15 protein-coding genes are annotated in these 15,434 nt (G+C 59.4%); 11 read left to right on the top strand and 4 right to left on the bottom strand.

What is annotated here, in order from left to right; translation table 11 throughout:
- Positions 1 to 128 precede the first annotated feature (128 nt).
- From E1573_RS21930 to E1573_RS21885, 10 genes are all read left to right on the top strand, one after another.
- Positions 129 to 1,508: an OprD family porin gene (locus tag E1573_RS21930; protein WP_133216653.1), complete on the top strand. Its 1,380-nt coding sequence runs from the start codon at positions 129 to 131 to the stop codon at positions 1,506 to 1,508.
- 75 nt (positions 1,509 to 1,583) lie between these two features.
- Complete coding sequence (locus E1573_RS21925; protein WP_133216652.1) at positions 1,584 to 3,179, top strand: ABC transporter substrate-binding protein; 1,596 nt, start codon at positions 1,584 to 1,586, stop codon at positions 3,177 to 3,179.
- Positions 3,180 to 3,253: 74 nt separating this feature from the next.
- Positions 3,254 to 4,264 (top strand): ABC transporter permease subunit, encoded by a 1,011-nt coding sequence (locus E1573_RS21920; protein ID WP_133216651.1) that lies wholly within the window; start codon positions 3,254 to 3,256, stop codon positions 4,262 to 4,264.
- A gap of 10 nt (positions 4,265 to 4,274) precedes the next feature.
- The gene (locus E1573_RS21915; RefSeq protein WP_133216650.1) at positions 4,275 to 5,204 is read left to right on the top strand and encodes an ABC transporter permease subunit; all 930 of its coding nucleotides are present in this window, start codon (positions 4,275 to 4,277) and stop codon (positions 5,202 to 5,204) included.
- Between the two features lie 10 nt (positions 5,205 to 5,214).
- The gene (locus E1573_RS21910) at positions 5,215 to 6,183 is read left to right on the top strand and encodes an ABC transporter ATP-binding protein (RefSeq protein WP_133216649.1); all 969 of its coding nucleotides are present in this window, start codon (positions 5,215 to 5,217) and stop codon (positions 6,181 to 6,183) included.
- On the top strand, positions 6,183 to 7,151 hold the full coding sequence (locus E1573_RS21905) for a peptide ABC transporter ATP-binding protein (RefSeq protein ID WP_133216648.1): 969 nt from the start codon (positions 6,183 to 6,185) through the stop codon (positions 7,149 to 7,151). The genes E1573_RS21910 and E1573_RS21905 overlap by 1 nt, the downstream gene beginning before the upstream one ends.
- Before the next feature lie 95 nt (positions 7,152 to 7,246).
- A complete protein-coding gene (locus tag E1573_RS21900; protein ID WP_133216647.1) occupies positions 7,247 to 8,056 on the top strand; it encodes a nuclear transport factor 2 family protein in 810 nt (269 codons plus the stop codon).
- A gap of 64 nt (positions 8,057 to 8,120) precedes the next feature.
- Positions 8,121 to 9,527: an FAD-binding oxidoreductase gene (locus tag E1573_RS21895; RefSeq protein ID WP_133216646.1), complete on the top strand. Its 1,407-nt coding sequence runs from the start codon at positions 8,121 to 8,123 to the stop codon at positions 9,525 to 9,527.
- A gap of 32 nt (positions 9,528 to 9,559) precedes the next feature.
- Positions 9,560 to 9,901: a cupin domain-containing protein gene (locus E1573_RS21890; RefSeq protein ID WP_133216645.1), complete on the top strand. Its 342-nt coding sequence runs from the start codon at positions 9,560 to 9,562 to the stop codon at positions 9,899 to 9,901.
- Between the two features lie 54 nt (positions 9,902 to 9,955).
- Entirely contained in the window at positions 9,956 to 11,035 is a 1,080-nt protein-coding gene (locus E1573_RS21885; RefSeq protein ID WP_133216644.1) for a polyamine ABC transporter substrate-binding protein, read from the top strand.
- 102 nt (positions 11,036 to 11,137) lie between these two features.
- On the opposite strand, the gene E1573_RS21880 is transcribed toward E1573_RS21885, so the two are convergent.
- The 4 genes from E1573_RS21880 to E1573_RS21865 form a co-directional block, all read right to left on the bottom strand.
- Entirely contained in the window at positions 11,138 to 11,716 is a 579-nt protein-coding gene (locus E1573_RS21880; protein ID WP_133216643.1) for a hypothetical protein, read from the bottom strand.
- 219 nt (positions 11,717 to 11,935) lie between these two features.
- A complete protein-coding gene (locus E1573_RS21875) occupies positions 11,936 to 13,519 on the bottom strand; it encodes a peptide chain release factor 3 (protein ID WP_133216642.1) in 1,584 nt (527 codons plus the stop codon).
- A 106-nt stretch (positions 13,520 to 13,625) separates the two neighbouring features.
- The gene (locus tag E1573_RS21870; RefSeq protein WP_133216641.1) at positions 13,626 to 13,955 is read right to left on the bottom strand and encodes an XRE family transcriptional regulator; all 330 of its coding nucleotides are present in this window, start codon (positions 13,953 to 13,955) and stop codon (positions 13,626 to 13,628) included.
- Complete coding sequence (locus E1573_RS21865) at positions 13,936 to 14,256, bottom strand: type II toxin-antitoxin system RelE/ParE family toxin (protein ID WP_256659599.1); 321 nt, start codon at positions 14,254 to 14,256, stop codon at positions 13,936 to 13,938. Before E1573_RS21865 ends, E1573_RS21870 begins: the two co-directional genes overlap by 20 nt.
- A 456-nt stretch (positions 14,257 to 14,712) precedes the next feature.
- Between E1573_RS21865 and E1573_RS21860 the strand changes: the two genes are divergently transcribed.
- Positions 14,713 to 15,426 (top strand): ABC transporter permease, encoded by a 714-nt coding sequence (locus E1573_RS21860; RefSeq protein ID WP_133216639.1) that lies wholly within the window; start codon positions 14,713 to 14,715, stop codon positions 15,424 to 15,426.
- Positions 15,427 to 15,434: the final 8 nt, after the last annotated feature.

Genomic DNA, 15,434 nt, shown 5'->3' with positions numbered 1-15,434 from the left:
CCCCGTGCAGCCTGAATAAGCGCGTTTGTCACCGAACAAACGTTTGCACCCCGTGTTCCACCGCAAAAATCGCCCAGCTCACAAGGCCAGGCGACAACTAAAAAAAAGAAAAGAAAGGGAGCTTTACCTTGAAACGAACCACATCTGCAGTATTGGCATTGTCCCTCAGCGGCCTGTCGGCCGTAGCCCACGGCGAAACCGTAAGCCAGGACTATGTGCCGCTCAGCGTCAAATCCACCAGCGCGCAAAGCGCCGCCACGGGCTTTTTCGAAGGGCAAAGCCTCTCCGGATCGACCCGTAACTGGTACGCCCGTGAACGCGCGACCCGTGCCCCCCTGTGGAAGTACTACAAAAGTGATGGCAGCCGCCACGACACCCACAGCCGGGACAACTGGGTTCAGGGCACGATCCTCAACTACAGCTCGGGTTTCACCGAAGGCACGATCGGCTTCGCCACCGAAGTCGCCGCCTACAACGCCATCGCCCTCGAGCAAGGGCGTGCTGCAGTGGCCGGGCCGAACAACCGTACCCTGACCCACAGCGACGGCGATGTCATTGGCCAGTGGAGCAAAATGGGCCTGGCCAACGTCAAGGCGCGCGTGTCCAACACCACCTTGACCGCCGGCCGCCACTCGGTGGACACGCCGGTGATTGCCTACATCGGCAACCGTGCCCTGCCCTCGAGCTTCCAGGGCGTGAGCATTCACAGCGAAGAGTTCGATAACCTGTCGTTCGACGCCGGCACTTTCGACCGCGTCTCACCTCGTACCGAACAGAGCCTGAGCAAATTCCGCTCCGAGTACGGCGCCAATGGCGCAGAAACCGACCGCATCAGCATGGCCGGTATCAACTACCAGCCGCTCCAGAGCCTGCGCACCAGCCTGTATGTGTCCAAGGTCGAAGACTTCTGGAACCAGTACTACTTCGGCGCCAACCATGAACTGGGCGACAGTTCGGTACTGAGCCTGACCACTGGCCTGAACTACTACAAAACCAAAGATGAAGGTCGCAGCGAACTCGGTGACATCGACAACGACACCTACAGTCTGTCGCTGGGCCTGACCCATCAGGCGCACAACCTGACCTTCTCCTACCAGCAAGTGAACGGTAACGAGTACTTCGACTACCTGCATGAAACCAACGCCATTTTCCTGGCCAACTCCCTGCTCTCGGACTTCAACGGCCCGAACGAGAAGTCCATGCAGATCGCTTACGTGCTGAACATGGCTCAGTACGGTGTACCCGGCCTGAAGTTCAACCTGTACAACGCGCGCGGCTGGGGCATCGACGGTACGCATTACACCGGTACCGGTTACGACGTGAAAAACCTCGATGGCGAAAACCACTATGAGTGGGGTATCGGTACCAGCTATGCGGTACAGAGCGGTGCACTCAAAGACACCACCGTGCGTGCAACCTACACCGCTCACCGCGCCAGCAAGAACCAAGGCGACGGCAGCCTGGACGAGCTGCGCATCGTGACCACCATTCCATTCAACATTCTCTAAGGCGCAGGCCGCCATGCCGGTTCACTGAACCGGCTGTGGCGGCTACGCTGGCTTAATTGATAGCAGGGAGGTTTCATGAAATTGCTACCGTTACAGGCTGCCCTGGCAGCCGTCCTGTTGAGTGCTGCGGCGGGCCTGTCGGCCAAGCCGCTGGTGGTTTGTACCGAAGCCAGCCCGGAAGGCTTCGACATTGTGCAGTACACCACCGCAGTCACCGCTGACGCCTCGGCCGAAACCGTGTTCAACCGCCTGGTCGATTTCAAACCCGGCACCACCGAAATCCAGCCGGCCCTGGCCGAGCGCTGGGAGATCAGCGACGACGGCCTGACTTACACCTTTCATTTGCGCCAAGGGGTGAAGTTTCATACCACCGATTACTTCACACCCACCCGGGCGATGAATGCCGACGACGTACTCTGGAGCTTCCGCCGCCAACTGGACCCGAACCATCCGTGGCACAACAAGACCAGCATCGGTTTCCCTTACTTCGAGAGCATGGGTTTCAAAGACCTGCTCAAAAGCGTTGAGAAGACCGATGACCACACCGTGGTCTTTACGCTCACCCGCCCTGAAGCGCCATTCTTGCCAGACCTGGCCATGGCCTTCACCTCGATCTACTCCGCCGAATATGGTGACCAGTTGCTCAAGGCCGGTAAAACCGCCGACCTCAACAGCAAGCCGATTGGCACCGGCCCGTTCATTTTCCAGCGCTACGTCAAGGATGCTCAGGTTCGCTATAAGCCCAACCCTGACTACTTCCGCGGCAAGCCACCGGCCGATGCGCTGATTTTCGCCATTTCCAGCGACAACAATGTGCGCCTGCAAAAGCTCAAGGCCAACGAATGCCAGGTGGCGCTCTACCCCAAGCCCGACGACATCTCCAACATCAAGACCGACCCTAAACTGAAAGTCGCCGAGATGGAGGCGCTGACCACCGGTTACATCTCCCTCAATACCGAGCACAAGTACCTGAGCGACGTGCGGGTGCGCAAAGCCATCAACATCGCCTTCGACCGCCAGACCCACGTCGACCAGCTGTTCGGCAAGGGCAACGCCCTGGTTGGCGTCAACCCTTATCCGCCGACGCTGATGGGCTACAACACCGCCAACCAGAACCCACCACGCGATCTGGACAAAGCCCGCGCGCTGCTCAAAGAGGCTGGTGTACCGGAGGGCACGGTGCTCACCCTGTTCACACGCAACGGTGGCGGGCCGACCAATCCCAACCCGCAACTGAGCGCGCAAATGCTCCAGGCCGACCTGGCGAAAATCGGCCTGAAGGTCGACATTCGCGTGATGGAGTGGGCCGAGATGCTGCGCCGTGCCAAAAAGGGCGAACCTGACATGGTTTCCACCGGCTGGGCCGGCGACAACGGCGACCCGGACAACTTCCTCACCCCGTTGCTCAGCTGCGATGCGGTGAAAAGTGGTGAGAACTATGCCCGCTGGTGCAATCAGACATTCCAGGCCTTGATCGACAAAGCCCGCACCATCACCGATACAAATGAGCGCGCAGCGCTCTATGTAAAGGCACTGGCGGTGTACGATGAAGATCAACCGTGGATCAGCATGGCGCATCCGAAGATGTTCACAGCCATGCGCGCAAACGTGGAGGGGTATCACATCAACCCTCTCACCAATAACAACTTCGCCACCACCCAGGTGAAGTAGAACAAGAACGACCGCCAGCGCTCTACCCGGGTGCTGGCGGGCATGCCTGACCGGCTGATGAGGTACACCAGAAGATGCTTAGTTTTATTGCCCGGCGCCTGGGACTATTGATCCCGACCTTTTTCGGCATCACCTTGCTGACGTTCGCGCTCATACGGCTGATACCCGGTGACCCGGTAGAAGTCATGATGGGGGAACGCCGGGTTGACCCGGAAATGCACGCCCAGGCCATGGAGCGCCTCGGCTTGAACAAGCCACTGCCAGAACAGTACCTGGACTATGTCAGCAAACTTGCGCAAGGGGATCTTGGCGAGTCGCTGCGCACCCGCGAAAGCGTGTGGAACGAATTTCTCACCCTGTTTCCGGCGACCCTGGAGCTGGCCATCGCGGCTTTGTTCTTCGCCGGGATAATCGGCCTGCTGGCCGGGGTAATCGCCGCCCTCAAGCGCGGTTCACTGTTCGACCACGGTGTCATGGGGATATCCCTGGCGGGTTACTCGATGCCGATTTTCTGGTGGGGCCTGATTCTGATCATGTTCTTCTCGGTCAGCCTCGGCTGGACCCCGGTTTCCGGGCGCATCGACCTGCTCTACGACATCGAGCCGAAAACCGGCTTCATGCTCATCGACACCCTGCTCAGCGATGAAGAAGGCGCGTTCAAGGACGCCCTGATGCACTTGATTCTGCCGGCCATCGTGCTGGGCACTATTCCGCTGGCGGTGATCGCCCGGATGACCCGCTCCTCGATGCTCGAAGTGCTGCGCGAAGACTACATCCGTACCGCTCGGGCCAAAGGCCTGTCGCCAGCACGGGTGGTGTTCGTGCATGGCCTGCGTAACGCTCTGATCCCGGTACTGACCGTGTTCGGCCTGCAGGTCGGCACCCTGCTGGCCGGCGCAGTGCTGACCGAAACCATCTTTTCCTGGCCGGGCATCGGCAAATGGCTGATTGAAGCCATCGGCGCCCGTGACTACCCCGTGGTGCAGAACGGCATTCTGCTGATTGCCTGCCTGGTGATCCTGGTCAACTTCGTCGTAGACATCCTCTACGGCCTGGCCAACCCACGCATCCGTCATCAGCGCTGAGGGCCCCGTCATGACAACTCCACTTGCCAAATCGGTCACCACCCAAGCTACTGCGGTTGACCAGAGCCTGCTCTACCCCTCGCCTTACAAAGAATTCTGGCAGGCGTTTTCGCGCAACAAAGGCGCCGTCGCCGGGCTGATGTTCATGAGCGTGATTGTGTTTTGCGCACTGTTCGCGCCCTGGGTCGCCCCGCACAACCCCAGCGAGCAGTATCGCGACTTCCTGCTGACACCACCGGTATGGTTGGAAGGCGGTAACTGGCAGTTCATTCTCGGTACGGATGAACTGGGCCGCGACCTGCTCTCGCGGTTGATCCAGGGTTCACGTCTGTCGCTGATGATCGGCCTCTCGTCGGTGGTGATCTCGCTGATTCCGGGGATTTTCCTCGGCCTGCTGGCCGGGTTCTTTCCACGCATCCTCGGCCCGTCGATCATGCGCCTGATGGACGTGATGCTGGCCTTGCCATCGCTGCTGCTGGCCGTAGCCATCGTCGCCATCCTTGGCCCTGGCCTGCTCAACACCGTGATCGCCATTGCCATCGTGTCGCTGCCCTCTTACGTGCGTCTGACCCGCGCTGCAGTCATGGGTGAACTGAACCGTGACTACGTCACCGCTGCACGCCTGGCCGGTGCCGGACTGCCACGGCTGATGTTCGTCACCGTGCTGCCCAACTGCATGGCGCCGCTGATCGTTCAGGCCACCTTGAGTTTCTCCTCGGCAATTCTCGATGCCGCCGCCCTCGGCTTCCTCGGCCTGGGCGTTCAGCCGCCTACCCCTGAGTGGGGCACCATGCTGGCTTCGGCCCGCGACTACATCGAACGCGCCTGGTGGGTGGTAAGCCTGCCCGGCCTGACAATTTTGCTCAGCGTGCTGGCAATCAACCTGATGGGTGACGGACTGCGCGACGCGCTGGACCCGAAACTCAAGAATGCCGCCTGAGGAGATCGCCATGTCACTTCTAGAAATCAAGAATCTGAATGTGCGCTTTGGCGATGCCAATGCGGTGCCCGTGGTGGACGGCCTCGACCTGACGGTAAACGAAGGTGAGGTGCTGGCCATTGTGGGCGAGTCTGGCTCGGGCAAGTCGGTGACCATGATGGCCCTGATGGGCCTGATCGACGCCCCCGGACGGATCACTGCCGACGCGCTGACCTTCGACGGCACCAACATGCTCAAACTCAGCGGCCGGCAACGGCGCAAGGTGGTCGGCAAGGATATGGCGATGGTCTTCCAGGACCCGATGACCGCGCTCAACCCAAGCTACACCGTGGGCTTCCAAATCGAAGAGGTGCTGCGCCAGCACCTGGGCCTACGCGGTAAAGCGGCGCGCCAACGCGCCCTGGAACTGCTGAAAAAAGTCGAGATCCCTGCCGCCGAAAGCCGCCTGGACGCCTACCCTCACCAACTGTCGGGCGGTATGAGCCAGCGCGTGGCCATCGCCATGGCCATTGCCGGCGAACCCAAGCTGTTGATCGCCGACGAGCCGACCACCGCGCTGGACGTGACCATTCAGGCGCAAATCATGGAGCTGCTGCTCAATCTGCAGAAAGAGCAGAACATGGCGCTGATCCTGATTACCCACGACCTGGCCGTGGTCGCCGAAACCGCTAAGCGCGTGTGTGTGATGTATGCCGGGCAAGCGGTGGAAGTGGGCCAGGTACCCGAGTTGTTCGATGTGCCTGCGCACCCGTACAGCGAAGCCCTGCTGGCGGCGATTCCCGAGCACAGCGAAGGCGCCGAGCGCCTGGCGACCCTGCCCGGTATCGTTCCCGGCCGCTACGACCGCCCTGAAGGCTGCCTGCTGTCGCCACGCTGCCCCTACGTGCAAGACAGCTGCCGGCGCCAGCGCCCGACCCTTGATCCCCAGGCACATAGCCAGGTCCGTTGTTTCTACCCGCTGAACCAGGAGGTGGCGTAATGACCGTCGTCCTTACCGCCCGTGAACTGACCCGTCACTACGAAGTTTCGCGTGGCCTGTTCAAAGGCCACGCCCTGGTCCGCGCGCTCAATGGGGTGTCGTTTGAATTGGAAGCCGGCAAAACCCTGGCGGTGGTCGGTGAGTCCGGTTGTGGCAAATCTACCCTGGCACGGGCGCTGACCCTGATCGAAGAGCCCTCCTCCGGTTCACTGAAAATCGCCGGACAGGAAGTGGCCGGGGCTAACAAGGCTGAACGCAAGCAACTGCGCAAAGACGTGCAGATGGTGTTCCAGAGCCCTTACGCCTCGCTCAACCCGCGGCAGAAAATCGGTGACCAGTTGGCCGAGCCACTGCTGATCAACACCAACCTGTCCAAAGCTGAACGGCGCGAAAAGGTTCAGGCCATGATGCAACAGGTTGGCCTGCGCCCGGAGCACTATCAGCGCTACCCGCACATGTTTTCCGGGGGCCAGCGCCAACGCATCGCCCTGGCGCGGGCGATGATGCTGCAGCCCAAAGTGCTGGTTGCCGACGAACCGACTTCGGCGCTCGATGTGTCGATCCAGGCCCAGGTGCTGAACCTGTTCATGGACCTGCAGAAAGAGTTCAACACCGCTTACGTGTTCATTTCCCACAACCTGGCGGTGGTGCGTCATGTCGCCGATCAAGTGTTGGTGATGTACCTGGGGCGCCCGGCGGAAATGGGACCCAAGGAGGATATCTACAACAAGCCGCTGCACCCCTACACCCAGGCGCTGCTATCGGCCACCCCGACCATTCATCCGGATCCGCTCAAGCCGAAGATCAAGATCGCCGGCGAGCTGCCTAACCCGTTGAACCCGCCGCCGGGTTGCGCGTTCCACAAGCGCTGCCCGTATGCCACCGAACGTTGCGCGTCTGAAGAGCCTGCGTTCCGCCAGGTGGGAACGCGGCAGGTGGCGTGCCATTACGCGGAGCAGTTCTTGTAAATCGATCGCGGGGCAAGCCCGCTTCCACAGGTGTGGTGAACATCCCTGTGGGAGCGGGCTTGACCCGCGATTAAGCCCTCCCTCACTATCTCCCAATGACCCCACCCCCACTCCCCGACGGCCCGGAACAAACCCCGGAAACTGCCGCCACCGTCATGCGTTATCACCTGTGTTGGAAGCATCGCGACCTCGACGGGGTGATGGCCTTGTACCACCCCGATATCCAGTACAACGATTTCTTTCAGAACCGCGTGATGCACTTCGCCGAACTGCGCGAATACGTACGCGCCAGCATGCCGCGCGAAGCCGACGAAGACATCGTCCACAGCGACCGTATCCGCGTCGATGGCTGTACTGCATTCATCCAGTACCAAGTGACCCTGCGCGGCGGCGATGGGCTGGTGGCCTTCCAGTCCAGTGAAGCGATCACCGTACGCGACGGGCTGATCTGGCGGGTCAATGAGTACGCCTCGCTGGTCCGCGAAGCCAAAGCCGACGCCAGTCAAAGCGACGTGCGCCCGACCATGAGCCGCTTGGGGCTTTCGCCTCGGCAATTGAGTTCCATGGCCCAGGACCTGGAACAGTATTTCCAGCGCCAGCAACCCTATCTCGATCCGGAACTGGACCTGCAACGGGTCGCCCGCGAGAGCGGTTACAGCCGCAACCAGATCTCCTACCTGCTCAACCAGGTACTCGGCCAGAGCTTCTACCGATACGTCAATCAGGCGCGTCTGCATCACCTGCTCAACGGCCTGGCACAAGCGCCAGCCAACGCCAAAACCGATGACCTGGCGTTTGCCGCCGGTTTCAATTCGTTGTCGGCCTTCTACAAGTGTTTTCGCCAACACACCGGGCTCTCGCCCAAAGCCTGGGTGAAACAGAATTCTCTGCGTGCACGCAGCTAAGACAAGCGCCCCCGCCTGCTTCTAGGATCAGCCACAGACCGTAACGGATGTGGAGCCGAACAACATGCAGGCATGGCGCAAAATCAGCCTTTGGATGGACCAGCTCGATGAGTCGCTGAGCACGCGTGCAGCGTTGCAGCACGACCTGGACGTAGATGTCTGCATCATCGGCGCGGGTTACACCGGACTGTGGACCGCCTACTACCTCAAGCAGCATGCGCCACAGTTGAACATCGCTATCGTTGAAGCCAACTTCGCCGGCTTCGGAGCCTCCGGGCGCAACGGTGGCTGGCTGATGGGCAACCTGCTGGGTGAAGACCGCCTGCTTGCCGCCAGCTCCCCGGCACAACGCCGCGCCTCCTACGACCTGTTGCATGGCATTCCAGATGAAGTGCAGCGCGTGCTTGAACGCGAAGCCATTGACTGCGACTACCGCAAAGGAGGCGTGCTGTATTGCGCAGCACGCTACCCCGAGCAGCAAGCGACCCTTCGCGCTTACCTCAACAAGCTCTACAAGCAAGGGCTCAACGAAGCCGACTACTGCTGGCTCAGCCCTGAACAGCTAGCCACCCAGCTAAGGGTGCGTAAAGCCTATGGAGCGATCTTCAACCCCAATGTGGCCACCATCCAACCGGCCAAGCTGGTACGTAGCCTGGCACGCACGGTGGAAAGCATGGGCGTGCGCCTGTACGAAAACAGCCCGGTGATCGACTGGCGCGCAGGAGAAGTGCGTACCGCGCAAGCACGGGTCAAGTGTCAGTGGCTGGTGCCAGCCGTTGAAGGCTACTCGGTCAACCTGCCGCCGCTGGGCCGTTACCAAATGCCGGTGCAAAGCCTGATCGTGGCCACCGAACCGCTGCCGGAACAGGTCTGGGAAAAAATTGGCCTCAACCGCGGCCAGGCGTTCAGCGAAAACAGCCGCCAGGTGACCTACGGCCAGCGCAGCGCCGACAACCGTCTGGTGTTCGGTGCCCGTGGCGGCTACCGCTTTGCCGGGCGCCTGCGCGAGAACTTCGACCTCACCAGTAGCGAAATCGAATTGCGCCGCTACCTGTTCGGCGAGTTGTTCCCGCAACTCAAGGACGTCGCCATCACCCACGCCTGGGGCGGCAACCTGGGTATGGCCCGGCGCTTCCAGCCGCACATGCTGTGTGACCGCAAACAAGGCATCGCCTTGGCCGGTGGCTACGGTGGTGAAGGTGTCGGTGCGGCCAACCTGGGCGGGCGCACAGTTGCCGACCTGATTCTGGAGCGGCGCAGTGAGCTGACTGAACAACCCTGGGTCCACCCCGACAGCACACTGGCGCGGCTCAAAGGCTGGGAACCGGAGCCATGCCGCTGGTTGGGCTACAACGCCATCATCAAGAGTTTCGTCCATGAGGACCAGACCCTCGCCAACCCCGACAGCGCGCCGTGGCGCCGCCGTCTGGCCATTGGTGTTGCGGACTTCATGGAAGGTTTCATGCGCTGACTTTTCGATCCCCCTGCACAGGATTCACCGCTATGAGCATTACCCAGTTCAAGAACACCGACAGCGTCGCTTTACAAGAATCGAACCCGGTCGCCGTGCCCCTCGGTGAACCCGTCTCGATTGCCTCGGTCACCGCAGTCGAACGCACCGATGGCGTCGAAACCGGAATCTGGGAATGCACCCCTGGGCGTTGGCGCCGCCAGATTGTGCAGCAGGAGTTCTGTCACTTCATCAAGGGCCGCTGCACCTTCACCCCGGATGGTGGTGAGCCGCTGACCATCGAAGCCGGCGACGCCATCATGCTGCCCGCCAACAGCACCGGAATCTGGGACATCCAGGAAACCGTGCGCAAAACCTACGTATTGATTTTCTGATCGTTTGATCGCCTGCCTCCTTCGATAAAAACAGACAAAGCAAGGAATCCAGACATGCGCCCATTGCTCATCGCCCCATTGTTGTTGGCTACGTCCATGGCCCAGGCAGCTGACTCGGTGAAGATTTACAACTGGTCCAGCTACATCGCCCCCGACACCCTGAAAAACTTCCAGCAAGCCAGCGGTATCGTGCCGACCTACGACGTCTTCGACAGCAATGAAACCCTCGACGGCAAGCTGATGACGGGCAACTCCGGCTATGACGTGGTGTTCCCTTCCAACCACTTCATGGCCCGGCAGATCCAGGGCAAAGCGCTGAAGAAACTCGACAAGAGCCAACTGCCCAACTGGCAGAACCTCAATCCGGTGCTTCTTAAGGCGCTGGAGGTCAACGACCCGGGCAACCAGTACGGCTTCCCTTACCTGTGGGGCAGTACCGGCATCGGCTACAACATCGATAAGGTCAAAGCGGTGCTGGGTGACAACGCACCAGTGGATTCCTGGGACCTGATCTTCAAACCCGAATACATCAGCAAGCTGAAAAGCTGTGGCGTCGCGGTGCTGGATAACGGCCCGGAACTGCTGCCCATCGCCCTGCACTACCTGGGCCTGCCGCACCACAGCCAGGATCCGAAAGACTACGACAAAGCCAAAGCGCTGCTGATGAAAGTGCGCCCCTACATCAGCTACTTCCACTCCTCCAAATACACCGGCGACCTGGCCAATGGCGATGTCTGCGTAGTGGTGGGTTTCTCCGGCGATGTGCTGCAGGCGAAAAACCGTGCAGAGGAAGCGAAGAACGGCGTCAAAGTCGGTTATTCGATCCCGAAAGAAGGCGCGCCAATGTGGTTTGACATGGTCGCCATGCCGGCCGATGCCCCGGATGAAAAAGCCGGCTACGCCTACATGAACTACCTGCTGCAACCAGAGGTGATGGCCAACATCAGCGATTACGTGCAATACGCCAACGGCAACCACAAAGCGGACACACTGGTAGACCCGGCCCTGAAGGCCAACACCATGATCTACCCGAGCGATGCAATGCTCGGCAAGCTGTACGCACTGGAGGCAATGCCGGCCAAAATCGACCGCATTCGTACGCGGATGTGGACCAGCATCAAAGCGGGGAACTGAGAATACCGCTCCCACAGACTAGAAAGCCTTAAGCTGTGGGAGCAGGTTTACCGAGGACCAAGGCCTGCATCCCGACCATTGTTCGAAACACAGGCCTATCAATCATTGGTCGTCTAGCAACTCCTCGCCAATATCGAGGATTTCCAAGCTCAGGTCCAACTCCTGCCCGCCGCTGGTGCAGACCGAGGCAAACCAGCCGTCGCCAACCACCCTGCAGCCGCCAGCCTGGAGCACATCATTGTCACGTGTAGTGATTCGCGCTTCGACTTTCTGCCCGACCTCCACAATCGAGGTCATGCTTGCAAACTTACCGTCCTGAAGAGTTATCACCTTCCACAGATTGTCATCTTCGGGAGCTACCTCGTAGAGCCCTGGGTATCCGTTGTAACTGCGGTCCAGATGGCGCTTCTTGGAGTTGAAATCCCGACCGGTCCGACGGCTCCAAGACTGAATATCGTAGTAAGGGCGACCGCGGGACTCGTCAAACAGACAGCGAAACCAGAAGCGATGCGGTTCGCGAACCACTTCCGATGTCACAATCATCCAATCATCGGCAAGCCGCCCGACCTGGCCATCTTTTAGCACCAACGTCGCACAATCAAGGTAGCCCTCGTACCCCGGTGTGGTACACGCAATGTAGGCAATAAAAGATCGATCGTAGCTATGTTGAATCGTCGCCATTTTTCACTCCCTGGATTTTTTCATGCTGTGCCGAGCACTCGTCGGAGTGGTTGGCAAGGCTGTATTCAACAGGGCTGACGAGGTAAAACGCAGAGGGAAAATTAGCGCCAAGCTTTTAGCCAAAAAAAAAAGCAGGCCGCGTACCGGCCTGCTTTTTCTCACAGCTTAAAGCTTAAAGCTTAAAGCTTAAAGCTTAAAGCTTAAAGCTTAAAGCTTAAATCAATGATGCTCGCGAGTAGCGCGGAATTTCACATCCGGCCAACGCTCTTCCATCAGCGACAGGTTGACCCGGGTCGGGGCCAGGTAGGTCAGGTGACCACCACCGTCGACGGCCAGGTTTTCCATGGCCTTGTTCTGGAATTCCTCAAGCTTCTTCTTGTCGTCACAGCTGATCCAGCGTGCGGACCAAACAGTAATCGGCTCGTAAGCGCACTCGACCTTGTACTCTTCCTTCAGGCGGCTGGCGACCACATCGAACTGCAGCACACCCACGGCTCCCAGGATGATGTCGTTGCTGCGCTCCGGGAAGAACACCTGGGTGGCACCTTCTTCGGCCAGCTGCTGCAAGCCCTGACGCAATTGCTTGGACTTGAGCGGGTCTTTCAGGCGCACGCGGCGGAACAGTTCCGGGGCAAAGTGCGGGATACCGGTGAAGCCCAGGGCTTCGCCTTCGGTGAAGGTGTCCCCGATCTGGATGGTGCCATGGTTGTGCAAACCAATGATGTCACCGGCCCAGGCCTCATCCAGTTGCTCACGCTCGGATGAGAAGAAGGTCAGCGCGTCGCCGATACGCAGGTCTTTGCCGGTGCGCACATGGCGCATTTTCATGCCCTTTTCATAACGCCCGGAACAGATGCGCATGAACGCGATACGGTCGCGGTGTTTAGGGTCCATGTTTGCCTGGATCTTGAACACGAAGCCACTGAACTTCTCTTCGGTCGGCTCGACGCTGCGCTCGTTGGCAACCCGTGCCAATGGGCGTGGCGCCCAATCGACAACGGCATCGAGCACATGGTCGACACCAAAGTTGCCAAGGGCGGTACCGAAGAACACTGGCGTCAGCTCGCCGCGCATGAACTCGTCCTGGTCGAACTCATGGCAGGCGCCCTGCACCAGCTCCAGTTGTTCGAGGAAGCGCTCGTATTCGTCACCCAGGTGGGCGCGGGCTTCGTCGGAGTCGAGCTTCTCGATGATCTTCACCTCGGTACGCTCGTGGCCGTGGCCCGGGGTGTAGACAATGATGTAATCGCCCGCAAGGTGGTACACACCTTTGAAATCACGGTAGCAACCAATCGGCCAGGTGATTGGCGCGGCCTTGATCTTCAGTACCGCCTCGATCTCGTCGAGCAGTTCGATCGGGTCGCGGATATCACGGTCGAGTTTGTTGATGAAGCTGACAATCGGCGTGTCACGCAGGCGGCACACGTCCATCAGGGCGATGGTCCGTGGCTCAACGCCTTTACCGCCGTCGAGCACCATCAGCGCCGAGTCCACCGCAGTCAGGGTGCGGTAGGTGTCTTCCGAGAAGTCTTCGTGACCGGGGGTGTCGAGCAGGTTGATCATGTGCTCGCGGTACGGGAACTGCATGACCGAGGTGGTAATCGAGATACCACGCTGCTTCTCCATCTCCATCCAGTCGGAGGTGGCATGGCGGTCGGACTTACGCGACTTCACGGTACCGGCAACGGCGATTGCCTTGCCCATCAGCAAGAGCTTTTCGGTGATGGTGGTTTTACCGGCGTCGGGGTGGGAAATAATGGCGAAAGTGCGGCGCTTCGCGACTTCGGCGGCCTGGTTGGTCATGGGAAATCGCCTGACTGGGGATTGAAAAAAGGGGCGATATCATACCTGAAGTCGGACGGGGACCAAAATCTGATCTCCCCGTCGGTCGCACGCAATGCCAAGCACGTTATTTATGTGCCGCCGAACCGTCAGCGAAACCCTCAAGGGTTACAGGTCCGCGACCGGGCATATGCGCAACTAGCTCAAGTGTCCCCCCCATGGCTTCCACATAGGTGCGCAGGGTCGAAATCAACATGTCGCTGCGCCTTTCAACCTTGGAAACATTCGCCTGACGAATCTCCAGGCGTTCGGCCATACCTTCTTGGGTAAGCGCCAACTGTTTACGCAGCGCCTGCAGTGTCATTTCTTCACGAATCAACTCGTGCCCGCGCTGCTCTATTCGTGCCCGTCGTTCAGGTGAAAGACGGTCAATGACTTCATCTAGTGTTTTTGACATGTTCCTGACCTCCTGACAAATACCTATCAAAACGCTCATCGGCATGCCGGATCAGCTTTCGGTAAAACCGTTGCTGGCTTACTCCAGACTTGTCGCCCGCAACAAGAACAACTGCACATCGCTTCGGATCAAACGCAAAAGCCACTCGCCAGACACCCTTTAGAACGTCAAACCTCAGTTCCTTCATGTTGTGATGCCGAGATCCTTTTAGCGTATCCACGCGCGGGCGACCAAGTGCCGGCCCAAGCCTCTCCAGCATCTTCAGGTGGCTGAGCAGTTCGTCCCGGATTTCTTCATTCAAGCCTTCGAAATCCGAAAGAAACTCATCACTGAACCTGATTGACCTTCGCAAGAAAATACCCTCAGGGGACTATTCCCTCAATCGACTGTCATAAAAATCCTCCGCAATGCTGAACTTCATGACGAATGGCCAGATAGCAGGCAACTCAATGACCACAGGGAGGAAACGCCCGGTTTTTTTGCGCGAATTTTCATACAACCCAGGGATTAACACTGGCCAAATGCCGCTTCAGATGGGAACCTTTACGGCTGTGGAGGCGTCCACTCCCCTGATTTGCAACCGGTCATGACCGTTCGTCAGGGTTGGTTTCACTAGCACTACGAGCCTGACGAGGCTTCGCTCATGGCGTGTTGATCCGGTCCGGAAAACGCGCTGCTTATCGCGATCACGCTGCCTGTCACCTGGAATGGTGACCGCCACGGGAGTGTGTTCGCCGACAAAAAAAGGAGTCCGCCTGTGGCTAAACGCTATGGCAAGGGGCTGATGGGATGTGCCTTTGCGCTCGTCATCCTGGCCCTGCTGATCCACTGGATCGGCATTGATACGATCGTGCATTACCGCGCTGATCTGTGGTTCTACCTGCAAGCGCACCTGATGCTGGTGCTGCTGTCGATGGTGGCGGCGTTAGCCGTGGGCATACCCGCTGGGATTGCCTTGAGTCGACCACACAGGGTCGACCGCGCCGAACGCTTCATGCAGTTTTTCAATATTGGCAACACCATCCCTCCCCTGGCCGTTCTGGCCATTGCCCTGAGTTTCCTGGGCATCGGTGCAGGTCCGGCGATCTTCGCTTTGTTCCTCGCCTCACTTCTGCCAATCGTGCGCAACACCTACGAAGGCCTGAAAAACGTTCCCGCCTCGCTTAAAGAAGCTGCCACCGGCATCGGCATGACACCTCGTCAAAGTCTGTGGCGAGTGGAGTTGCCCAATGCCGTGCCGATTATCGTCGGCGGTGTGCGAGTGGCGTTGGCGATCAACGTCGGCACCGCGCCACTGTCGTTCCTGATCGGCGCCAACAGTCTGGGCAGCCTGATTTTTCCCGGCATTGCCCTGAACAATCAGCCGCAACTGCTGCTCGGCGCTGCTTGCACCGCTCTGCTCGCCCTGTTGCTTGACGCCCTGGTGGCGCAAGGCAGTCGGCGTTGGCTTGAACGCGGCCTGGCCCACTAAGCGAAGGA

Origin of the sequence: Pseudomonas sp. H9 (genome assembly GCF_004353925.1) — a bacterium.
Classification (GTDB): Bacteria; Pseudomonadota; Gammaproteobacteria; order Pseudomonadales; family Pseudomonadaceae; genus Aquipseudomonas.
This window is presented reverse-complemented; position numbering and strand designations above follow the sequence as displayed.

Bases quoted from the DNA above. Each gene is read 5' to 3' on its own strand.
- E1573_RS21925 (WP_133216652.1), top strand. From the start codon at position 1,584: ATGAAATTGCTACCGTTACAGGCTGCCCTGGCAGCCGTCCTGTTGAGT.
- E1573_RS21920 (WP_133216651.1), top strand. From the start codon at position 3,254: ATGCTTAGTTTTATTGCCCGGCGCCTGGGACTATTGATCCCGACCTTT.
- E1573_RS21915 (WP_133216650.1), top strand. From the start codon at position 4,275: ATGACAACTCCACTTGCCAAATCGGTCACCACCCAAGCTACTGCGGTT.
- E1573_RS21910 (WP_133216649.1), top strand. From the start codon at position 5,215: ATGTCACTTCTAGAAATCAAGAATCTGAATGTGCGCTTTGGCGATGCC.
- E1573_RS21905 (WP_133216648.1), top strand. From the start codon at position 6,183: ATGACCGTCGTCCTTACCGCCCGTGAACTGACCCGTCACTACGAAGTT.
- E1573_RS21900 (WP_133216647.1), top strand. From the start codon at position 7,247: ATGACCCCACCCCCACTCCCCGACGGCCCGGAACAAACCCCGGAAACT.
- E1573_RS21895 (WP_133216646.1), top strand. From the start codon at position 8,121: ATGCAGGCATGGCGCAAAATCAGCCTTTGGATGGACCAGCTCGATGAG.
- E1573_RS21890 (WP_133216645.1), top strand. From the start codon at position 9,560: ATGAGCATTACCCAGTTCAAGAACACCGACAGCGTCGCTTTACAAGAA.
- E1573_RS21885 (WP_133216644.1), top strand. From the start codon at position 9,956: ATGCGCCCATTGCTCATCGCCCCATTGTTGTTGGCTACGTCCATGGCC.
- E1573_RS21880 (WP_133216643.1), bottom strand. From the start codon at position 11,716: ATGGCGACGATTCAACATAGCTACGATCGATCTTTTATTGCCTACATT.
- E1573_RS21875 (WP_133216642.1), bottom strand. From the start codon at position 13,519: ATGACCAACCAGGCCGCCGAAGTCGCGAAGCGCCGCACTTTCGCCATT.
- E1573_RS21870 (WP_133216641.1), bottom strand. From the start codon at position 13,955: ATGTCAAAAACACTAGATGAAGTCATTGACCGTCTTTCACCTGAACGA.